Annotated in this window: 13 protein-coding genes; 3 read left to right on the plus strand and 10 right to left on the minus strand. The window is 70.8% G+C overall.

The annotated features are described in order from the left end of the window. Positions 1-23: 23 nt before the first annotated feature. Positions 24-1700 carry an alkaline phosphatase D family protein gene (locus LQ326_RS28045; RefSeq protein WP_234541374.1) on the plus strand — a complete coding sequence of 559 codons (1677 nt, stop codon included), beginning with the start codon at positions 24-26 and terminating at the stop codon, positions 1698-1700. A gap of 7 nt (positions 1701-1707) precedes the next feature. Here LQ326_RS28045 and LQ326_RS28050 read toward each other — a convergent pair whose 3' ends face one another. Further along, positions 1708-2277 carry a dienelactone hydrolase family protein gene (locus LQ326_RS28050; protein WP_234541375.1) on the minus strand — a complete coding sequence of 190 codons (570 nt, stop codon included), beginning with the start codon at positions 2275-2277 and terminating at the stop codon, positions 1708-1710. Positions 2278-2399: 122 nt separating this feature from the next. Between LQ326_RS28050 and LQ326_RS28055 the strand changes: the two genes are divergently transcribed. Next, positions 2400-3512, plus strand: a complete 1113-nt coding sequence (locus LQ326_RS28055) for a mechanosensitive ion channel family protein (RefSeq protein ID WP_234541429.1) — start codon at positions 2400-2402, stop codon at positions 3510-3512. A 15-nt stretch (positions 3513-3527) separates the two neighbouring features. On the opposite strand, the gene LQ326_RS28060 is transcribed toward LQ326_RS28055, so the two are convergent. From LQ326_RS28060 to LQ326_RS28085, 6 genes are all read right to left on the minus strand, one after another. Next, the gene (locus LQ326_RS28060) at positions 3528-4268 is read right to left on the minus strand and encodes an SDR family NAD(P)-dependent oxidoreductase (protein ID WP_234541376.1); all 741 of its coding nucleotides are present in this window, start codon (positions 4266-4268) and stop codon (positions 3528-3530) included. A 148-nt stretch (positions 4269-4416) separates the two neighbouring features. Then, on the minus strand, positions 4417-6003 hold the full coding sequence (locus tag LQ326_RS28065) for a Na+/H+ antiporter (protein ID WP_234541431.1): 1587 nt from the start codon (positions 6001-6003) through the stop codon (positions 4417-4419). Positions 6004-6064: 61 nt separating this feature from the next. Next, the gene (locus tag LQ326_RS28070) at positions 6065-6535 is read right to left on the minus strand and encodes a GNAT family N-acetyltransferase (RefSeq protein WP_234541379.1); all 471 of its coding nucleotides are present in this window, start codon (positions 6533-6535) and stop codon (positions 6065-6067) included. Further along, positions 6532-7476, minus strand: coding sequence for an RluA family pseudouridine synthase (locus LQ326_RS28075; RefSeq protein ID WP_234541381.1), 945 nt, complete (start codon positions 7474-7476; stop codon positions 6532-6534). The genes LQ326_RS28070 and LQ326_RS28075 overlap by 4 nt, the downstream gene beginning before the upstream one ends. 75 nt (positions 7477-7551) lie before the next feature. After that, on the minus strand, positions 7552-8163 hold the full coding sequence (gene lspA, locus LQ326_RS28080) for a signal peptidase II (RefSeq protein WP_234541382.1): 612 nt from the start codon (positions 8161-8163) through the stop codon (positions 7552-7554). 68 nt (positions 8164-8231) lie between these two features. Further along, positions 8232-9074 carry a TraR/DksA family transcriptional regulator gene (locus tag LQ326_RS28085; RefSeq protein ID WP_234541384.1) on the minus strand — a complete coding sequence of 281 codons (843 nt, stop codon included), beginning with the start codon at positions 9072-9074 and terminating at the stop codon, positions 8232-8234. 593 nt (positions 9075-9667) lie between these two features. Between LQ326_RS28085 and ileS the strand changes: the two genes are divergently transcribed. After that, positions 9668-12805 (plus strand): isoleucine--tRNA ligase, encoded by a 3138-nt coding sequence (gene ileS, locus LQ326_RS28090; protein WP_234541389.1) that lies wholly within the window; start codon positions 9668-9670, stop codon positions 12803-12805. Between the two features lie 328 nt (positions 12806-13133). Here the strand turns inward: ileS and LQ326_RS28095 are convergent, their stop codons facing one another. From LQ326_RS28095 to LQ326_RS28105, 3 genes are read right to left on the minus strand one after another with little or no spacing between them, the layout of a single operon-like run. After that, positions 13134-14459 carry a DivIVA domain-containing protein gene (locus tag LQ326_RS28095; RefSeq protein WP_234541391.1) on the minus strand — a complete coding sequence of 442 codons (1326 nt, stop codon included), beginning with the start codon at positions 14457-14459 and terminating at the stop codon, positions 13134-13136. 55 nt (positions 14460-14514) lie between these two features. Further along, positions 14515-14799, minus strand: coding sequence for a YggT family protein (locus tag LQ326_RS28100; protein ID WP_181805458.1), 285 nt, complete (start codon positions 14797-14799; stop codon positions 14515-14517). Positions 14800-14851: 52 nt separating this feature from the next. After that, positions 14852-15493 carry a cell division protein SepF gene (locus LQ326_RS28105; RefSeq protein WP_181805459.1) on the minus strand — a complete coding sequence of 214 codons (642 nt, stop codon included), beginning with the start codon at positions 15491-15493 and terminating at the stop codon, positions 14852-14854. Positions 15494-15588: the final 95 nt, after the last annotated feature.

A 15588-nucleotide genomic window follows, 5' to 3' on the forward strand; every position in this document is an offset into this window, starting at 1 on the left:
ACTGGTCAGTAACCTGAGCGGTCGTGACCAGTCGAAACCGATCAACACAGTCTTCCGAGAGCGCACCGACGCCCTCTCCCCGCCGCCGCACGGTCGTCAAGGCCGCGGCGACCGCCGGCATCGCCGTCGTCGCAGCCCCCCTGGCCACCGCGCTGCCGGCGCGGGCCGCCTCGGACGCCCCCGCCTTCCTGCACGGCGTCGCCTCCGGCGACCCGCTGCCCGACGGCGTTCTGCTGTGGACGCGGGTGACGCCGACCGCCGACGCCACGCCGGGCTCCGGTGTCGGCCCGGACACCGAGGTCAGCTGGGTCGTCGCCACCGACAAGGCGCTGACGAACATCGTCTCGAAGGGCTCCACCACCGCGACCGCCGCCTCCGACCACACGGTCAAGGCCGACATCCGCGGCCTCGCCCCGGCCACCGACTACTGGTTCCGCTTCTCGGCCGGCCCCACGGACTCCCCGGTGGCACGCACCCGCACCGCGCCCGCGGCCGACGCCACCGTCTCCGGCCTGCGCTTCGGCGTGGTCTCCTGCGCGAACTGGGAGGCCGGCTACTTCGCCCCCTACCGCCACCTCGCGGCCCGCGGCGACCTCGACGCCTGGCTGCACCTCGGCGACTACATCTACGAGTACGGCACCGGCGAGTACGGCACCCGCGGCACCGTGGTCCGTGCGCACGCGCCCACCCACGAGATCATCACCCTCGCCGACTACCGCACCCGGCACGGCAAGTACAAGACCGACACCGACCTGCAGGCCCTGCACGCCAAGGCACCGGTCATCGCGATATGGGACGACCACGAGTTCGCCAACGACTCCTGGTCCGGCGGCGCCGAGAACCACACCGAGGGCGCCGAGGGCACCTGGACGGCCCGTCAGGCCGCCGCCAAGCAGGCCTACTTCGAGTGGATGCCGGTCCGCCCGGCCATCGCCGGCACCACCTACCGCCGGCTGCGCTTCGGCAAGCTCGCCGACCTCTCCCTGCTCGACCTGCGCTCCTTCCGCTCCCAGCAGGTGTCCGCGGGCAGCGGCTCGGTCGACGACCCGGAGCGCACCATCACCGGCCGCGCCCAGCTCGACTGGCTGAAGGCGGGGCTGAAGGCCTCCGACACCACCTGGCGGCTGGTCGGCAACTCGGTGATGATCTCGCCCTTCGCCATCGGCTCGCTCTCCGCCGACCTCCTCAAGCCGCTCGCCAAGCTGCTCGGTCTGCCCCAGGACGGCCTCGCCCTCAACACCGACCAGTGGGACGGCTACACCGACGACCGCCGCGAACTACTGGCTCACCTGCGCTCCAACGCGATCACCAACACGGTGTTCCTCACCGGCGACATCCACATGGCCTGGGCCAACGACGTGCCCGTGGATGCCGGGACCTATCCGCTGTCCGCCTCGGCCGCCACCGAGTTCGTGGTCACCTCGGTGACCTCCGACAACCTCGACGACATCCTCAAGGTCTCCCCCGGCGTCGTCTCCACCGTCGCCGCACCGGTGATCCAGCTGGCCAACCGCCATGTGCACTGGGTCGACACCGACCGGCACGGCTACGGCGTCCTGGACATCACGGCCGCGCGGGCGCAGATGGACTACTACGTCGTATCCGACAAGACGAAGGCCGACGCCACCTCGTCCTGGGAGCGGTCGTACCGCACCCGCAGCGGCACCCAGAAGGTCGAGCGCGCCTACGACCCGGTGTGACCGACGTCTACAGCGTGTCGAGGAAGCCGAGCGCCACCCGCCAGGTGGCCTCGGCGGCCTCCGCGTCGTAGTCCGGCAGGCCGGGGTCGGTGTAGAGGTGACCGGCGCCCGGGTAACGGTAGATCTCCACATCGGCGCCGGCCCGGCCCATCTGCAGGTACCAGGCGCTCAGCCAGTCGTCCGTCTCGAAGGCGTCGGGCTCGGCCACGTGCAGCTGCACCGGCAGCTCGGCCACCGAGGCGCTGGGCGCGATGTCCGACGTGCCGTGCAGAAGCAGCAGCCCCCGCGCCCGCTCGTCGCCCAGCGCCAGCGTCTGCGCGACCGAGGCGCCCAGCGAGAACCCCGCGTACACCAGCCCGCGCTCCGAGTACGGCGCCGCCGCCAGCACGGCCCGCTTCAGCAGTTCGTCCTTGCCGATCGACTCGTTGAACTCCATGCCCTCCTCGACCGTGTCGAACGTGCGCCCCTCGAACAGGTCCGGCGTCCACACCTCGTGTCCGGCGGCACGCAGCCGGTCCGCGGCCTCGCGCACCGCGGGCCTGAGGCCATAGGTCGAGTGAAAGAGCATGATGTTCATGCGCCCATGGTGCCAGCCACCGCCGGCAACACCGACCTGCCCGCGACCACGACCGTGACGTCCTTCTCACCGGGCGGCATGTTCAGGACCCCGCGGATCCGGTTACGTTCGAAGCCATGGAGATGGAGAACGTACTCCGCCCGCTGATCGTGTTCGGCGGCGCCGTCGTCCTCACCCTGCTGATCGGCTGGGCGACCGATCTACTGCTGCGCAAGGCCGACGCACGGCACAGCGAGACGCCGCTGTGGGGCCTGCTGCGCCGCGGCCGCATCCCCTACCAGCTGGTGCTGTGCGCGGCACTGCTCAGAGGCTCCTACGACCAGGCCGAGCTGATCCTGGAGCACCGGGTCGCCGTCGGCCAGATCCTGACCCTGGTGCTGATCGGGTCGGCCGCCTGGCTGGTAGTGCGGATCGCGGCGGCCGTCGTGGAGTCGACCTACTCCCGCTACGCCCGCGCCCACCACGACGCGGCCCGGGTCCGCCGGGTGCGCACCCAGGTGTCGCTGATCATGCGGGTGGTGACGGCCGTCGTCGGCGTGATGGCGGTGGCGGCGATGCTGCTGACCTTCCCGGCGATGCGCGCGGCCGGCGCCTCGCTGCTGGCCTCCGCCGGAATCCTCGGCATCGTCGCCGGTGTGGCCGCCCAGTCAACGCTGGCGAACATGTTCGCCGGCCTGCAGATCGCCTTCGGCGACATGGTGCGTCTCGGTGACACCGTCGTGGTCGACGGCGAGTGGGGCACGGTGGAAGAGATCACCCTGACCTTTCTGACGGTACGGACCTGGGACGAGCGCCGGATCACCATGCCGGTGTCGTACTTCACCTCCAAACCCTTCGAGAACTGGTCGCGGGGCACCCCCCAGATGACCGGGATCGTCTATTGGCACGTCGACCACTCGGCGCCGATCGCGGCGATGCGCGAGAAGCTCCAGGACATCCTGCGGGAGTGCCCGGCCTGGGACGGGCGGGCCTACGGCCTGGTGGTCACGGACTCCACGCCGAACACCATCCAGGTGCGGGCGCTGGTGACCGCCAAGGACGCGGACGACATCTGGACGGTCCGGGTCACCGTCCGGGAGCAGATGATCACCTGGCTGAGCGCGGAGCACCCGTACGCCCTGCCCCGGGTCAACACGGCCGACGCGGTCCTGCCGCCCGGCGGGATCATCCCCTCCCAGGACGGGGCGGCGGCGGGCCGGCGTCTGCACGAGCCGCCGCGCACCGGCCGCGGCTGACCGCTCCCCCGGCCCTCAGTGGCCGCGCTCGGCGCCGCCGTTGACCTGGATGATCTGCGAGGTGACGTGCCCGGCGGCCGGGGAGGCCAGCCAGTGGAGCGTGGCGGCGACGTCACCCGGGATGCCGGCCCGCCCGGTCGACGTCTCGGCGATGAGCTGCGCGCGCCGGGCCTGCGCCACGGGACCGCCGAAGAAGTCGGTGTCCTCGATGTACCCCGGTGCGACCACGTTCACGGTGACCCCGCGCGGCCCCAGCCGGCGGGCCAGGTCGTGGGCATAGGGGTGCAGGGCGGCCTTGGAGGCGGCGTACGACCCGGTCCCCGAGCCCCGGTACGCGGCGATCGAGCTGATGAACAGCACCCGCCCGCCGGGGTCGGCGAGCCGGTCCTTCAGGGCCTCCGTCAGCAGGACGGCGGTCAGCGTGTTCTGCCGGAAGTTGCCGGTCCAGGCGCGCGCGGCGGCGTCGAGCGGATCGTCGGCCTCCGCGTCGGCCGTACGCGCCGCGTTCCCTCCGGCGCTGTGGACGAGCACGTCCACGGTCCCGAACTCCTCGGCGACGAACCGCGCGACTCCGCGTACCTGCTCAGGTTCGGCCAGATCGGCGTCGTACACCTCCGCCCCCGGCACCTGCGCCCGCTCCAGCAGCTCTCTGCGCCGCCCGAGCAGCAGCACCCGGTCCCCGTCCCCGGCGAACACCCGCGCCGCCGCGAGCCCGATCCCGGTTCCTCCACCACTGATCACAATGTTCCGAGCCATGGTCCGAGACTACGAGCGGGAAGCCGATGGCGCCTGGGACTGTCCACAGCCGCCATATGTTCGTATGACTGGCGCTGCGCGCACGCGGCGAGGGCCGAAGCGACCGTCCCGCTCGCGTGACCACGAACGGGCGGTGCGCGGGTGGGACCTAGCGCAGGCTGCGGACGTCCAGATGCCTCAGCACCCGGTCCACTATCTCCGGATCCGCCCCCGGCTCGCTCCGCGCCGCCAGCACCTCGTGCCGCGCCGCGCTCAGCATCTCCTGCTGGATCCGCCGCAACCGCTTCTGCCGCCGCATCCGCTTCTCGTGGCCCTCCCGCCGCTCGTCCTCCACCACGTCGGGACTGATCCGGTACCCGATCTCGAAGGCTCGCCGCAGCATCTGTTCCGTCACGTCGTCCGGCAACTCCTCGACCTGCTCGATCTCCCGCAGACGCCGCCGTGCCGCCTTCTCCGCCCGCAGCGCCAGCTCCTTCTCGATCTCCTTCTCGCGGTCGACGTCGGCCCGTACCCCCAGCCGCCTGACCAGCCACGGCAGGGTCAGCCCCTGGAGCACCAGCGTCGCCAGGATCACGCCGAAGGCGATGAAGACGATCTCGTCGCGGTCCGGGAAGGCCGACCCGCCGTCCGTCTTCAGGGGAATCGCCAGTGCCAGCGCCACCGACGCCACACCGCGCATCCCGGACCACCACATCACGATCGTCTCCCGCCAGCTGGTCGGGATCTCCTCGTCGTAGTCCCGCCGGGCGTGCAGCCGCTTGGTCAGCCAGGTCGCCGGCAGCAGCCAGAGCAGCCGTACCACGACGACCACGGCGACGATCGCGGCCGCCCAGCCGAGCAGTTCGCCCCAGCGTCCGGACGCCGTGCGGATCGCGTTGTGCAGTTCCAGGCCGATCAGCCCGAAGGCGACTCCCGTGACGAGCGTGTCGACGATGTCCCAGAAGGTGTAGCCGGCGAGGCGGGTCATGACGTCGTCGGCGTCGGTGGCGTACTCGGCGATGAACAGCGCGGTGGTGAGCACGGCGAGGACGCCGGAGCCGTGCAGTTCCTCGGCGATGACGTAGGAGGCGTACGGGACGATCAGGGTCAGGCCGATCTGCAGGGTCGCGTCGCCGAGCACGTCCATCAGTTTGTTGGCGCCCCAGCCGAGCGCCAGCCCCACGAGGACCGCGACCACGGCGGACAGCAGGAAGTCCAGCCCGGCCCGCCACGGCGAGAAGGCGCCGCTGACCACGGCGGCGATGGCCACGTGGTACAGGACGATGGCCGTGACGTCGTTGAAGAGGCCCTCGCCCTCCAGGATCGACACCAGCCGGCGCGGCAGTCCGAGCTGCCCGGCGACGGCGGTCGCGGCGACCGGGTCGGGCGGGGCGACCAGCGCGCCCAGCGCGACCGCGGCGGCGATCGGCAGCCCGGGCACGATCGCGTTGGCGACGACGGCGACGCACACCGTGGTGACGAAGACCAGGGCCACGGCGAGCAGGAAGATCGGCCGTTTGTTGGCCGCGAACTGCCGCCAGGAGGTCCGCCGTACGGCGGCGTAGAGCAACGGCGGCAGCAGGCCGGGCAGGATCAGCTCCGGCGGGATGTTCACGTTCGGCACGAAGTCGGCGACCGCGAGGGCGATCCCGAACAGCGTCATCAGCACGGGCGCCGGCAGCCCGAACCGGTCCCCCATCGGGACGCTCACCAGGGCCCCGAGCAACAGCACGAACAACAGGGCCAGCTGATCCACGGCCAGCACTCCGGGAGTCGACGATCACACAGCAGGCCTCAAGCGTGCCACGCGACCACGGTCAGAGCGCGCGCCGCATCCCCCGGTGCGCGATGCCCGCCTCCTCGTACTCCGGGCCGTACGGCTCGTAGCCCAGCCGCTGGTAGAAGCCCAGTGCGTGGGTCTGCGCGTGCAGGTCCACCGCGGTCAGGCCACGCGCGCGTGCGGCCTCCTCGACGGCCCGGACCAAGGCGACGCCCACCCCGAGGCCGCGGGCCTCCTCCAGGACCGCGAGCCGCCCCAGGGAGCCGAGGGACAGGTCGCCGTCGGTCCTGGCCGCGGCCACCTCGCCGTACAGCAGCCGGCCGGTGCCGAGCGGTACGCCGTCCTCGCCGACCGCGAGGACGTGCACGGCGACGGGGTCGTACTCGTCGTACTCCAGGTCCTCGGGAACGCCCTGCTCGACCACGAAGACCTCCTTGCGCACCGCGAAGCAGGCCTCCAGGTCGGCGGGGTCCCCGGCGACCCGCACCCGGTACGCGCGCGTGCTCATCCGTACGTCTCCTCGCGGACCTGGTCGAGCGCCTTCTGCAGGTCGGCCGGGTAGTCGCTGGCGAACTCGACCCACTCGCCGTCCCCGGGGTGCTCGAAACCGAGCCGGACGGCGTGCAGCCACTGGCGGGTCAGGTGCAGCCGCCTGGCAAGCGTCGGGTCGGCGCCGTAGGTCAGGTCGCCGACGCAGGGGTGACGGTGTGCGGCCATGTGGACGCGGATCTGGTGGGTGCGGCCGGTCTCCAGCTTCACGTCGAGCAGGGAGGCCGCGCGGAACGCCTCGATGAGGTCGTAGTGAGTCACCGAGGGCTTGCCGTCGGCCGTGACCGCCCACTTGTAGTCATGCTGCGGATGGCGGCCGATCGGGGCGTCGATGGTGCCGCTGGTCGGGTCGGGGTGGCCCTGCACGAGCGTGTGGTAGCGCTTGTCGACCGTGCGCTCCTTGAACTGCCGCTTCAGCGAGGTGTACGCCCGCTCCGACTTGGCGACCACCATCAGGCCCGAGGTGCCGACGTCGAGGCGGTGCACGATGCCCTGGCGCTCGGCGGCGCCGGAGGTGGAGATCCGGTAGCCGGCGGCGGCGAGACCGCCGATCACGGTGGGGCCGGTCCAGCCGGGGCTGGGGTGCGCGGCGACGCCGACCGGCTTGCCGATCACGACCACGTCATCGTCGTCGTGCACGATCTCCATGCCCTCGACGGGCTCCGCGACGATCTGCACGGGCGCGGGCGCCCCCGGCATCTCGACCTCAAGCCAGGCCCCGCCGCGCACCCGCTCGGACTTGCCGACCACCGAGCCGTCGATCTGGACCTTGCCCGCCGCGGCCAGCTCGGCCGCCTTGGTGCGGGAGAAGCCGAACATGCGGGAGATGGCGGCGTCGACGCGCTCGCCCTCCAGGCCGTCGGGCACGGGCAGGGTCCGGATCTCGGGAAGGGTACTCACCCGTCGAGTATGCCGGACATCGCCGACAGCCCCGTACGCAAGCCCCTGGGGGCCGTGCCGCCCGCCTGGCCGCCGTCAGTCCCTGTGGACGGTCCCGTCCGGGTCCAGGCCGCGGAAGGAGAGCAGCACGATCAGGACGCCGCCGCAGACGATCGCCGAGTCGGCCAGGTTGAACACCGCGAAGCCCTTGGGCGCGATGAAGTCGACGACCTGGCCCTCGAAGATCCCCGGCGAGCGGAAGACCCGGTCGGTGAGGTTGCCGAGCGCGCCGCCGAGCAGCAGGCCGAGCGCGACCGCCCAGGGGAAGCTGTAGAGCTTGCGCGCCAGCCGGAAGATCACGACGATCACGGCCGCCGCGATCACCGTGAAGATGATCGTGAAGGCGCCGCCGAAACCGAAGGCCGCGCCGGGGTTGCGGATCGCGTGGAACTCCAGCCAGTCGCCGATGACCCGGATCGGCGCGTGGTGCTCCAGCTTCGCGACCACGAGCATCTTGCTGACCAGGTCGAGGGTGTACGCGAAGGCGGCCACCGCGAAGAGCACGGCGATCCGGCGGCCGCGCCCGGGCCGCCGTTCCGCGCTGGACTGATCCGCAACCGCCACGTCGGGGGCGCCGGGCGCCGCCGTCCGCTCGCCGCCGTCGTCCGGGGTGCCCGGCGTACCGATGATGCGTTCCGCCTCTGCCACGTGAGTCCCTCAAACCTAGGTGCCTGCCTCGGGACGAGACTACGGCACGCCCCAGGCGACCCCCATGCTCAGTAGCGGCGTTCCTGCTTCTGCTTGCACTCCACGCACAGGGTGGCCCTCGGGAAGGCCTGCATCCGGGCCTTGCCGATGGGGTTGCCGCAGTTCTCGCAGAGGCCGTAGGTGCCCGCGTCCAGCTTCTGCAGGGCGCGCTCGGTCTGTTCGAGCATCTCGCGCGCGTTGGCGGCCAGGGCCAGTTCGTGCTCGCGGGTGATGTTCTTGGTGCCGGTGTCGGCCTGGTCGTCACCGGCGCCGTCGCCGGAGTCCCGCATCAGCCCGACCAGAGCGCTGTCGGACGCCTCGATCTCGGCCCGCAGCCGCACCGCCTCGGCCGTCAGCTCGGTGCGCGCCTCCTCGACCTCCTGTGGCGTCCACGGGTCCTCGCCGGGACGTACCGCGAGTTCGCCCGGAGCCGCCGTGGCGACCCGCGCCTTGGGCACGGCGGTCTCCGCCGCCGCGGCCGTGCCCGGAGTCTTCTTCGCAACCACCGTCATGGCTCCCGTCTGCTTCGCGGCCCGCGCCGCGCCCGCTTTCCTGGCCGTGCTCTTCTTGGCCGTGCTCTTCTCCGCCGCGGTCTTCGTCGCCGCGGCCCGGGACGCGCTCTTCTCCGGCTTCCGGGCCTTCCCCGCCTTCTCCCGCTGCTCCGCCTTCTCCGGCTTCTCCGCCTTCTCTGGGTTTGCCCCGTCGGCCTTCTTCACCACGGCCTGCTTCCCGGCCGCCTCCCCCACCGGTGTCCTGGGTGCGTCCTCTTTCCCGGCGGAGCCCTTCTCACCTGGAGTCTTCTCGGAAGGAGCCGTCGCAGCCGCGCGCGTGCTCTTCTTCTCGCCGTCCCCCGCGGTCTTCTTCGCCACCATGGCCGCGGCCCCTTCACATATTGTGATCTTGCACGCGAATCGTGCTGGGACGATAAATCGACTTCAGTCCCGCGGCAACGGGGCACGCCGCCCGATCCGCCCGCCCCGCACCCCCCACGCAGCAGGTATGCATGCGTTGTGCCCAGCTCCCCGCGCGGTAATCCGCCGAGCCGGACATCCCAGGATGCGAACACGCGTACCGCGCCATTCGGGTCATCCCGGCAGGCGGACGGGCCTGCCCCGCCGGTGCCCGGAAAACGGGTCGGCCGCTGTCCGTGCGGCGCCGTACACTGGGCGGAGCGAGAAGCGTGGATGGGGACGAGTAGCGGCGTACGCAGCCCAGAGCGACCCGGGGACGGTGGGAGCCCGGGGGCGAGCGCGACGTGAAGATCACCCCGGAGCCGCCGGAAGAAAGCCCTGCAAGGGCCAGTAGAACCGGCTTCGCGACCCCAATGAGGGGGCTCACCGGCGCGTACGGCGCCCGGGGAGCCAAGGAGGGTGGTACCGCGGGAGCGCGCCGCACACGGCGTACGGAAGGCAAGGCTCTCGTCCCTCCGACGGAAGGCAGCAAGTCCGTTGGAGGAAGCTCGCAGATGACAGCGCCGACGTACCGCCAGGTGCCCGCACAGGTCGACCTGCCCGCCCTCGAGCACGCCGTGCTCGACTTCTGGCGCGAGCAGAAGATCTTCGCCAAGACCCTGGAGCAGTCCGAGGGCCGCCCCGAGTGGGTGTTCTACGAGGGGCCGCCCACCGCCAACGGCATGCCCGGCGCCCACCACATCGAGGCGCGGGTCTTCAAGGACGTCTTCCCCCGCTTCCGCACCATGCGCGGCTACCACGTGGCCCGCAAGGCCGGCTGGGACTGCCACGGCCTGCCCGTGGAGCTCGCGGTCGAGAAGGAGCTGGGCTTCAGCGGCAAGCCGGACATCGAGAAGTACGGCGTCGCCGAGTTCAACGCCAAGTGCCGTGAGTCGGTGACCCGGCACACCGACGCCTTCACCGAGCTCACGACCCGGATGGGCTACTGGGTCGACCTCGACGACGCCTACCGCACCATGGACCCGGAGTACATCGAGTCGGTCTGGTGGTCGCTGAAGACCATCTTCGACAAGGGTCTGCTGGTCCAGGACCACCGCGTGGCCCCCTGGTGCCCGCGCTGCGGCACCGGCCTGTCCGACCACGAGCTGGCGCAGGGCTACGAGACGGTCATCGACCCCTCCGTGTACGTCCGTTTCCCGCTCACCTCCGGTCCGCTCGCCGGCCAGGCCGCGCTCCTGGTGTGGACGACCACCCCGTGGACCCTGGTGTCCAACACGGCGGTCGCCGCGCACCCGGAGGTCACCTACGTCGTCGCCACCAACGGCGAGGAGCGGCTCGTCGTCGCCGAGCCGCTGGTCACCAAGGCGCTCGGCGAGGGCTGGGAGACCACGGGCCAGGCCTTCACCGGCGCCGAGATGGAGCGCTGGACCTATCAACGTCCGTTCGAGCTGGTTGAGTTCCCTGAACCGGCGCATTACGTCGTCAACGCCGAATACGTCACGACCGAGGACGGTACGGGTCTGGTCCACCAGTCCCCCGCCTTCGGTGAGGACGACCTGAAGGTCTGCCGCGCCTACGGCCTGCCGGTGGTGAACCCGGTCCGCCCGGACGGCACCTTCGAGGAGGACCTGCCGCTGGTCGGCGGCGTCTTCTTCAAGAAGGCCGACGAACAGCTCACCGAGGATCTCAAGCAGCGCGGCCTCCTCTTCAAGCACCTGCCGTACGAACACAGCTACCCGCACTGCTGGCGCTGTCACACCGCGCTGCTCTACTACGCGCAGCCGTCCTGGTACATCCGCACGACGGCGATCAAGGACCGTCTCCTCGCGGAGAACGAGAGGACGAACTGGTTCCCGGACACGGTCAAGCACGGCCGGTACGGGGACTGGCTGAACAACAACATCGACTGGGCGCTGTCCCGCAACCGCTACTGGGGCACCCCGCTTCCGATCTGGCGCTGCGAGGACGACCACCTCACCTGCGTCGGCTCCCGTGCGGAGCTGACCGAGCTGACCGGTACCGACCAGTCGGAGCTGGACCCGCACCGTCCGTTCATCGACGACGTCACCTTCGCCTGCCCCCGGTGCGCGAAGACGGCCACGCGCGTGCCGGAGGTCATCGACGCCTGGTACGACTCGGGTTCGATGCCGTTCGCGCAGTGGGGCTACCCGTACAAGAACAAGGAGTTGTTCGAGAGCCGTTACCCGGCCCAGTTCATCTCCGAGGCGATCGACCAGACGCGCGGGTGGTTCTACACCCTCATGGCCGTCGGCACCCTGGTCTTCGACAAGTCGTCGTACGAGAACGTGGTCTGCCTGGGGCACATCCTCGCCGAGGACGGCCGCAAGATGTCCAAGCACCTGGGCAACATCCTGCAGCCGATCCCGCTGATGGACCAGCACGGTGCGGACGCGGTGCGCTGGTTCATGGCGGCCGGCGGCTCGCCGTGGGCGGCCCGCCGGGTCGGGCACGGCACCATCCAGGAGGTCGTCCGCAAGACGCTGCTGACGTACTGGAACACCGTCGCCTTCCAGGCGCTGTACGCCCGTACGTCGAACTGGGCGCCGTCCGCGGCCGATCCCGCCCCGGCCGACCGCCCGCTCCTGGACCGCTGGCTGCTCTCCGAGCTGCACGCGCTCACCGACCAGGTGACGCAGGCTCTGGAGGCGTACGACACCCAGCGCGCCGGCAAGCTGCTGTCCGCGTTCGTCGACGACCTGTCCAACTGGTACGTCCGCCGCTCGCGGCGCCGCTTCTGGCAGGGCGACAAGGCCGCGCTGCGCACGCTGCACGAGGTCGTGGAGACCGTCACCAAGCTGATGGCCCCGCTGACCCCGTTCATCACCGAGCGGGTGTGGCAGGACCTGGTGGCGCCGGTGACCCCGGGCGCCCCGGAGTCGGTGCACCTGGCCACGTGGCCGGAGGCGGACCTGGGCGCGATCGACCCGGAGCTGTCCAAGCAGATGGTTCTGGTACGACGGCTCGTGGAGCTGGGCCGGGCCACGCGCGCGGAGTCGGGCGTGAAGACGCGGCAGCCGCTGTCCCGGGCGCTGGTCGCGGCGGTCGGCTTCGACGCGCTCGACCCGGAGCTGCACACGCAGATCACCGACGAGCTGAACGTGTCCTCGCTGGCCTCGCTGTCCGAGGTGGGCGGTTCGCTGGTGGACACCACGGCCAAGGCCAACTTCCGGGCGCTGGGCAAGCGGTTCGGCAAGCGGGTGCAGGAGGTCGCCAAGGCGATCGCCGCGGCGGACGCGGCCGCGCTGTCGCTGGCGCTGCGCGAGGGCACGGCGTCGGTGGAGGTCGAGGGCGAGACGGTGACGCTGGCACCGGACGAGGTGATCATCACGGAGACGCCTCGTGAGGGCTGGTCGGTGGCGTCGGACTCCGGCGCGACCGTCGCGCTCGACCTGGAGATCACGGGAGAGCTGCGGCAGGCGGGGCTCGCCCGGGACGCGATCCGGCTGATCCAGGAGGCGCGGAAGAACAGCGGGCTGGATGTGGCCGACCGGATCGCGCTCAGGTGGGTGTCGACCGACCCTGCGGTGATCGCGGCGCTGGCGGAGCATGCTGCGCTGATCGCCGACGAGGTTCTCGCGACGGACTTCTCGCAGGGCGAGGCCGACGGAGGTTATGGAGCGCCGTTCGTTGACGAGGGGCTGTCTCTGACGTTCCGGCTGCGGAAGGCATAGGCGCCGGCCTGTTCGAGAAGGGCCCGGTCTCCGTACGGGGACCGGGCCCTTCTGGTACGTGCGGGTCGGCGACTTTGGCGTGGCCCCGCGCCCCTTCTCACACCTGCGGGTCGGCATCCCTGGCGTGCGCGGTTCCCCGCGCCCCTGATCTGCAGACCCTTCTCACACCTGCGGGCCGACGAACCTGGCGCGCGGCCCCGCTGTCCTGATTGCGTACTGGGAAGCCAGGGGTCGCAACCCGCGTAAAAAGGGCGGGGCCCCGGATCGAGATCCGGGGCCCCGCCCTGGTGAAGGCTGCCGACGCCTACGCGGTACTACGCGGCCGCCGTCAGTTGTCGTCCTCGTCGATGAGGAAGCCGCGCATCGGGGACGGTGCCTGGCCCATCGGGGACGGGCCCTGCGGGCGTACCGGGGCCATCGGCTGGGTCATCGCCGGCGTCATCTGCTGCTGGCCGCCGTAGGACGGGCCGGCGGGGGACGGGGCGCCGCCCATCGACGGGTTGCCGCCGTAGGACGGGGCGCTCGCGCCGGCCGGGGCCATGGAGGGCGCCGGGGACGGCGGGAGGGAGGCCGTGGCCGGGGTGCGCGGCGGCGCCAGGGAGTCGTCGGCCTGGGTCTCCAGCTGACGCAGCTGCGACTCCAGGTACGACTTCAGACGCGTGCGGTACTCGCGCTCGAAGCCGCGCAGGTCCTCGACCTTGCGCTCCAGCGTGGCGCGCGCGGACTCCAGGGAGCCCATGGCGACGCGGTGCTTCTCCTGCGCGTCCCGCTCCAGCGCGTCGGCCTTGGCACGGGCGTCGCGCTCCAGACCCTCGGCGCGGCTGCGGGCCTCGCCGACGATCTTGTTGGCCTCGGAGCGGGCCTCGGCGATCGCCTGGTCGGCGGTCTGCTGGGCCAGCGAGAGGACACGGGCGGCGCTGTCGCCACCGGGGCCCTGACCGGGGCCGCCCATCGGACCGCCCATGGGGCCGCCCATCGGGCCACCCATCTGCTGCTGCATGGGCGGCTGGCCACCCATCGGACCCATGCCCTGACCCATCGGACCGGGACCCTGACCCATCTGGCCCTGGCCCATCGGACCCTGGCCCATGTGGCCCTGGCCCATCGGACCCTGGCCCATCGGACCCTGGCCCATGGGACCCTGACCCATCGGACCCTGGCCCATCGGACCGGGACCCTGCGGACCGCCCTGGCCACTGGGACCGGCCGGCAGCTGCGGGGCACCGCTCGGCAGCTGCGGGGGACCACCCATGGGGCCACCCATCTGCTGCTGCGGCGGGCCCGATATGCCGGCGGGCACCGGAGCGCCGGGACCTCGCATGCCCTGCTGGGGCATTCCGCCTTGCTGAGGCATACCCTGCTGCGGCATACCCTGAGGCATTCCGCCCTGCTGAGGCATTCCGCCCTGCTGGGGCATTCCGCCCTGCTGCTGGTCCTGCGGCTCCGGAGGCTTGCGCATGTTCTGCTGGTTCTGGGCAGCAGCCCGCGTGGCCGCGGCCAGTTTGGCGCGCAGGTCCTCGTTCTCGCGGAGCAGACGCGTCAGTTCGGCTTCGACCTCATCGAGGAAGGCATCGACCTCGTCCTCGTCATAGCCTTCTCGGAGGCGGACGGTCGTGAACTGCTTGTTCCGCACGTCCTCGGGGGTCAACGGCATCTCTTCACCTCAACGTAGTCGTCGGCTTCGGCAAGACGGTAGGTCACATCGCTCATCACAGCCGACCAACGATCGCAATCAGGATGTAGACGATGATCATCAGTACGAAGAAGGACAGGTCGAGCGCCACGCCCCCGAGACGCAGCGGCGGGATGAACCGCCGCAGAAGCTTGAGCGGTGGATCGGTGACAGTGTAGGTGGCCTCAAGTACGACCACCATCGCCTTGCCGGGTTGCCATGAGCGGGCGAACTGGAACACGTAGTCCATGACCAACCGGAAGATGAGCACGATGAGGAAGCACATCAGCGCGATGTAGATCACATCCAGGAACACGCCCATGATCCGTGCTTTCCCTCTCCCCTGTTTCCGTGCCTTGTACCGGTCTTGCGTCTCAGCTCTGGTTGAAGAACCCGCCCTCTGCGATGCGGGCCTTGTCCTCCGCCGTGACATCGACGTTAGCAGGCGACAACAGGAACACCTTCTGCGTCACCCGTTCGATGCTGCCGTGAAGACCAAACACCAAACCGGCCGCAAAGTCGACAAGTCGCTTCGCGTCTGTGTCGTCCATCTCAGTCAGATTCATGATCACCGGGGTGCCCTCACGGAAGTGTTCCCCGATGGTACGGGCCTCGTTGTAGGTCCGGGGGTGAAGCGTGGTGATCCGGTAAGGCTCTCGTTCCGACACGACCTTGGGCATGATCACCGGTGCGTTCTTCTCCAGGCTCGCGCGTTCTTGTGTGATGGACGCCACGGGGGCGATGCGCGCCGGGCGTCCCGATTCCGCGGAGAGCGCGGCGGAATGCGACATCGGTTCGCGCGGGGGCGACGGGTGTACCACTCGTACCGAATCGTCCCTTTGGGACTGGTGTGCCCCGTGGGACTGGTGCGACGGCTCGTGCCGTCGATGGTCCCGCTCGGGCTCCGGGTCCAGTTCGGGCTCGAAGTCGTCATCGGGGTCGAATCCGCGGCCGTCGTACCCATCGTCCTCCACGAGGCCGAGGTAGACCGCCATCTTGCGCATCGCGCCGGCCATGCTCTGAGTCCTCCGCTCTGTGGTGGATCGGTGACGACTGCCAAGTCCCGCGATCCACGCGGTCATTGCGCCCGCCTAAGGCGACATTGACCATA

The organism is Streptomyces shenzhenensis (assembly GCF_021462265.1).
Classification (GTDB): domain Bacteria; phylum Actinomycetota; class Actinomycetes; order Streptomycetales; family Streptomycetaceae; genus Streptomyces; species Streptomyces shenzhenensis.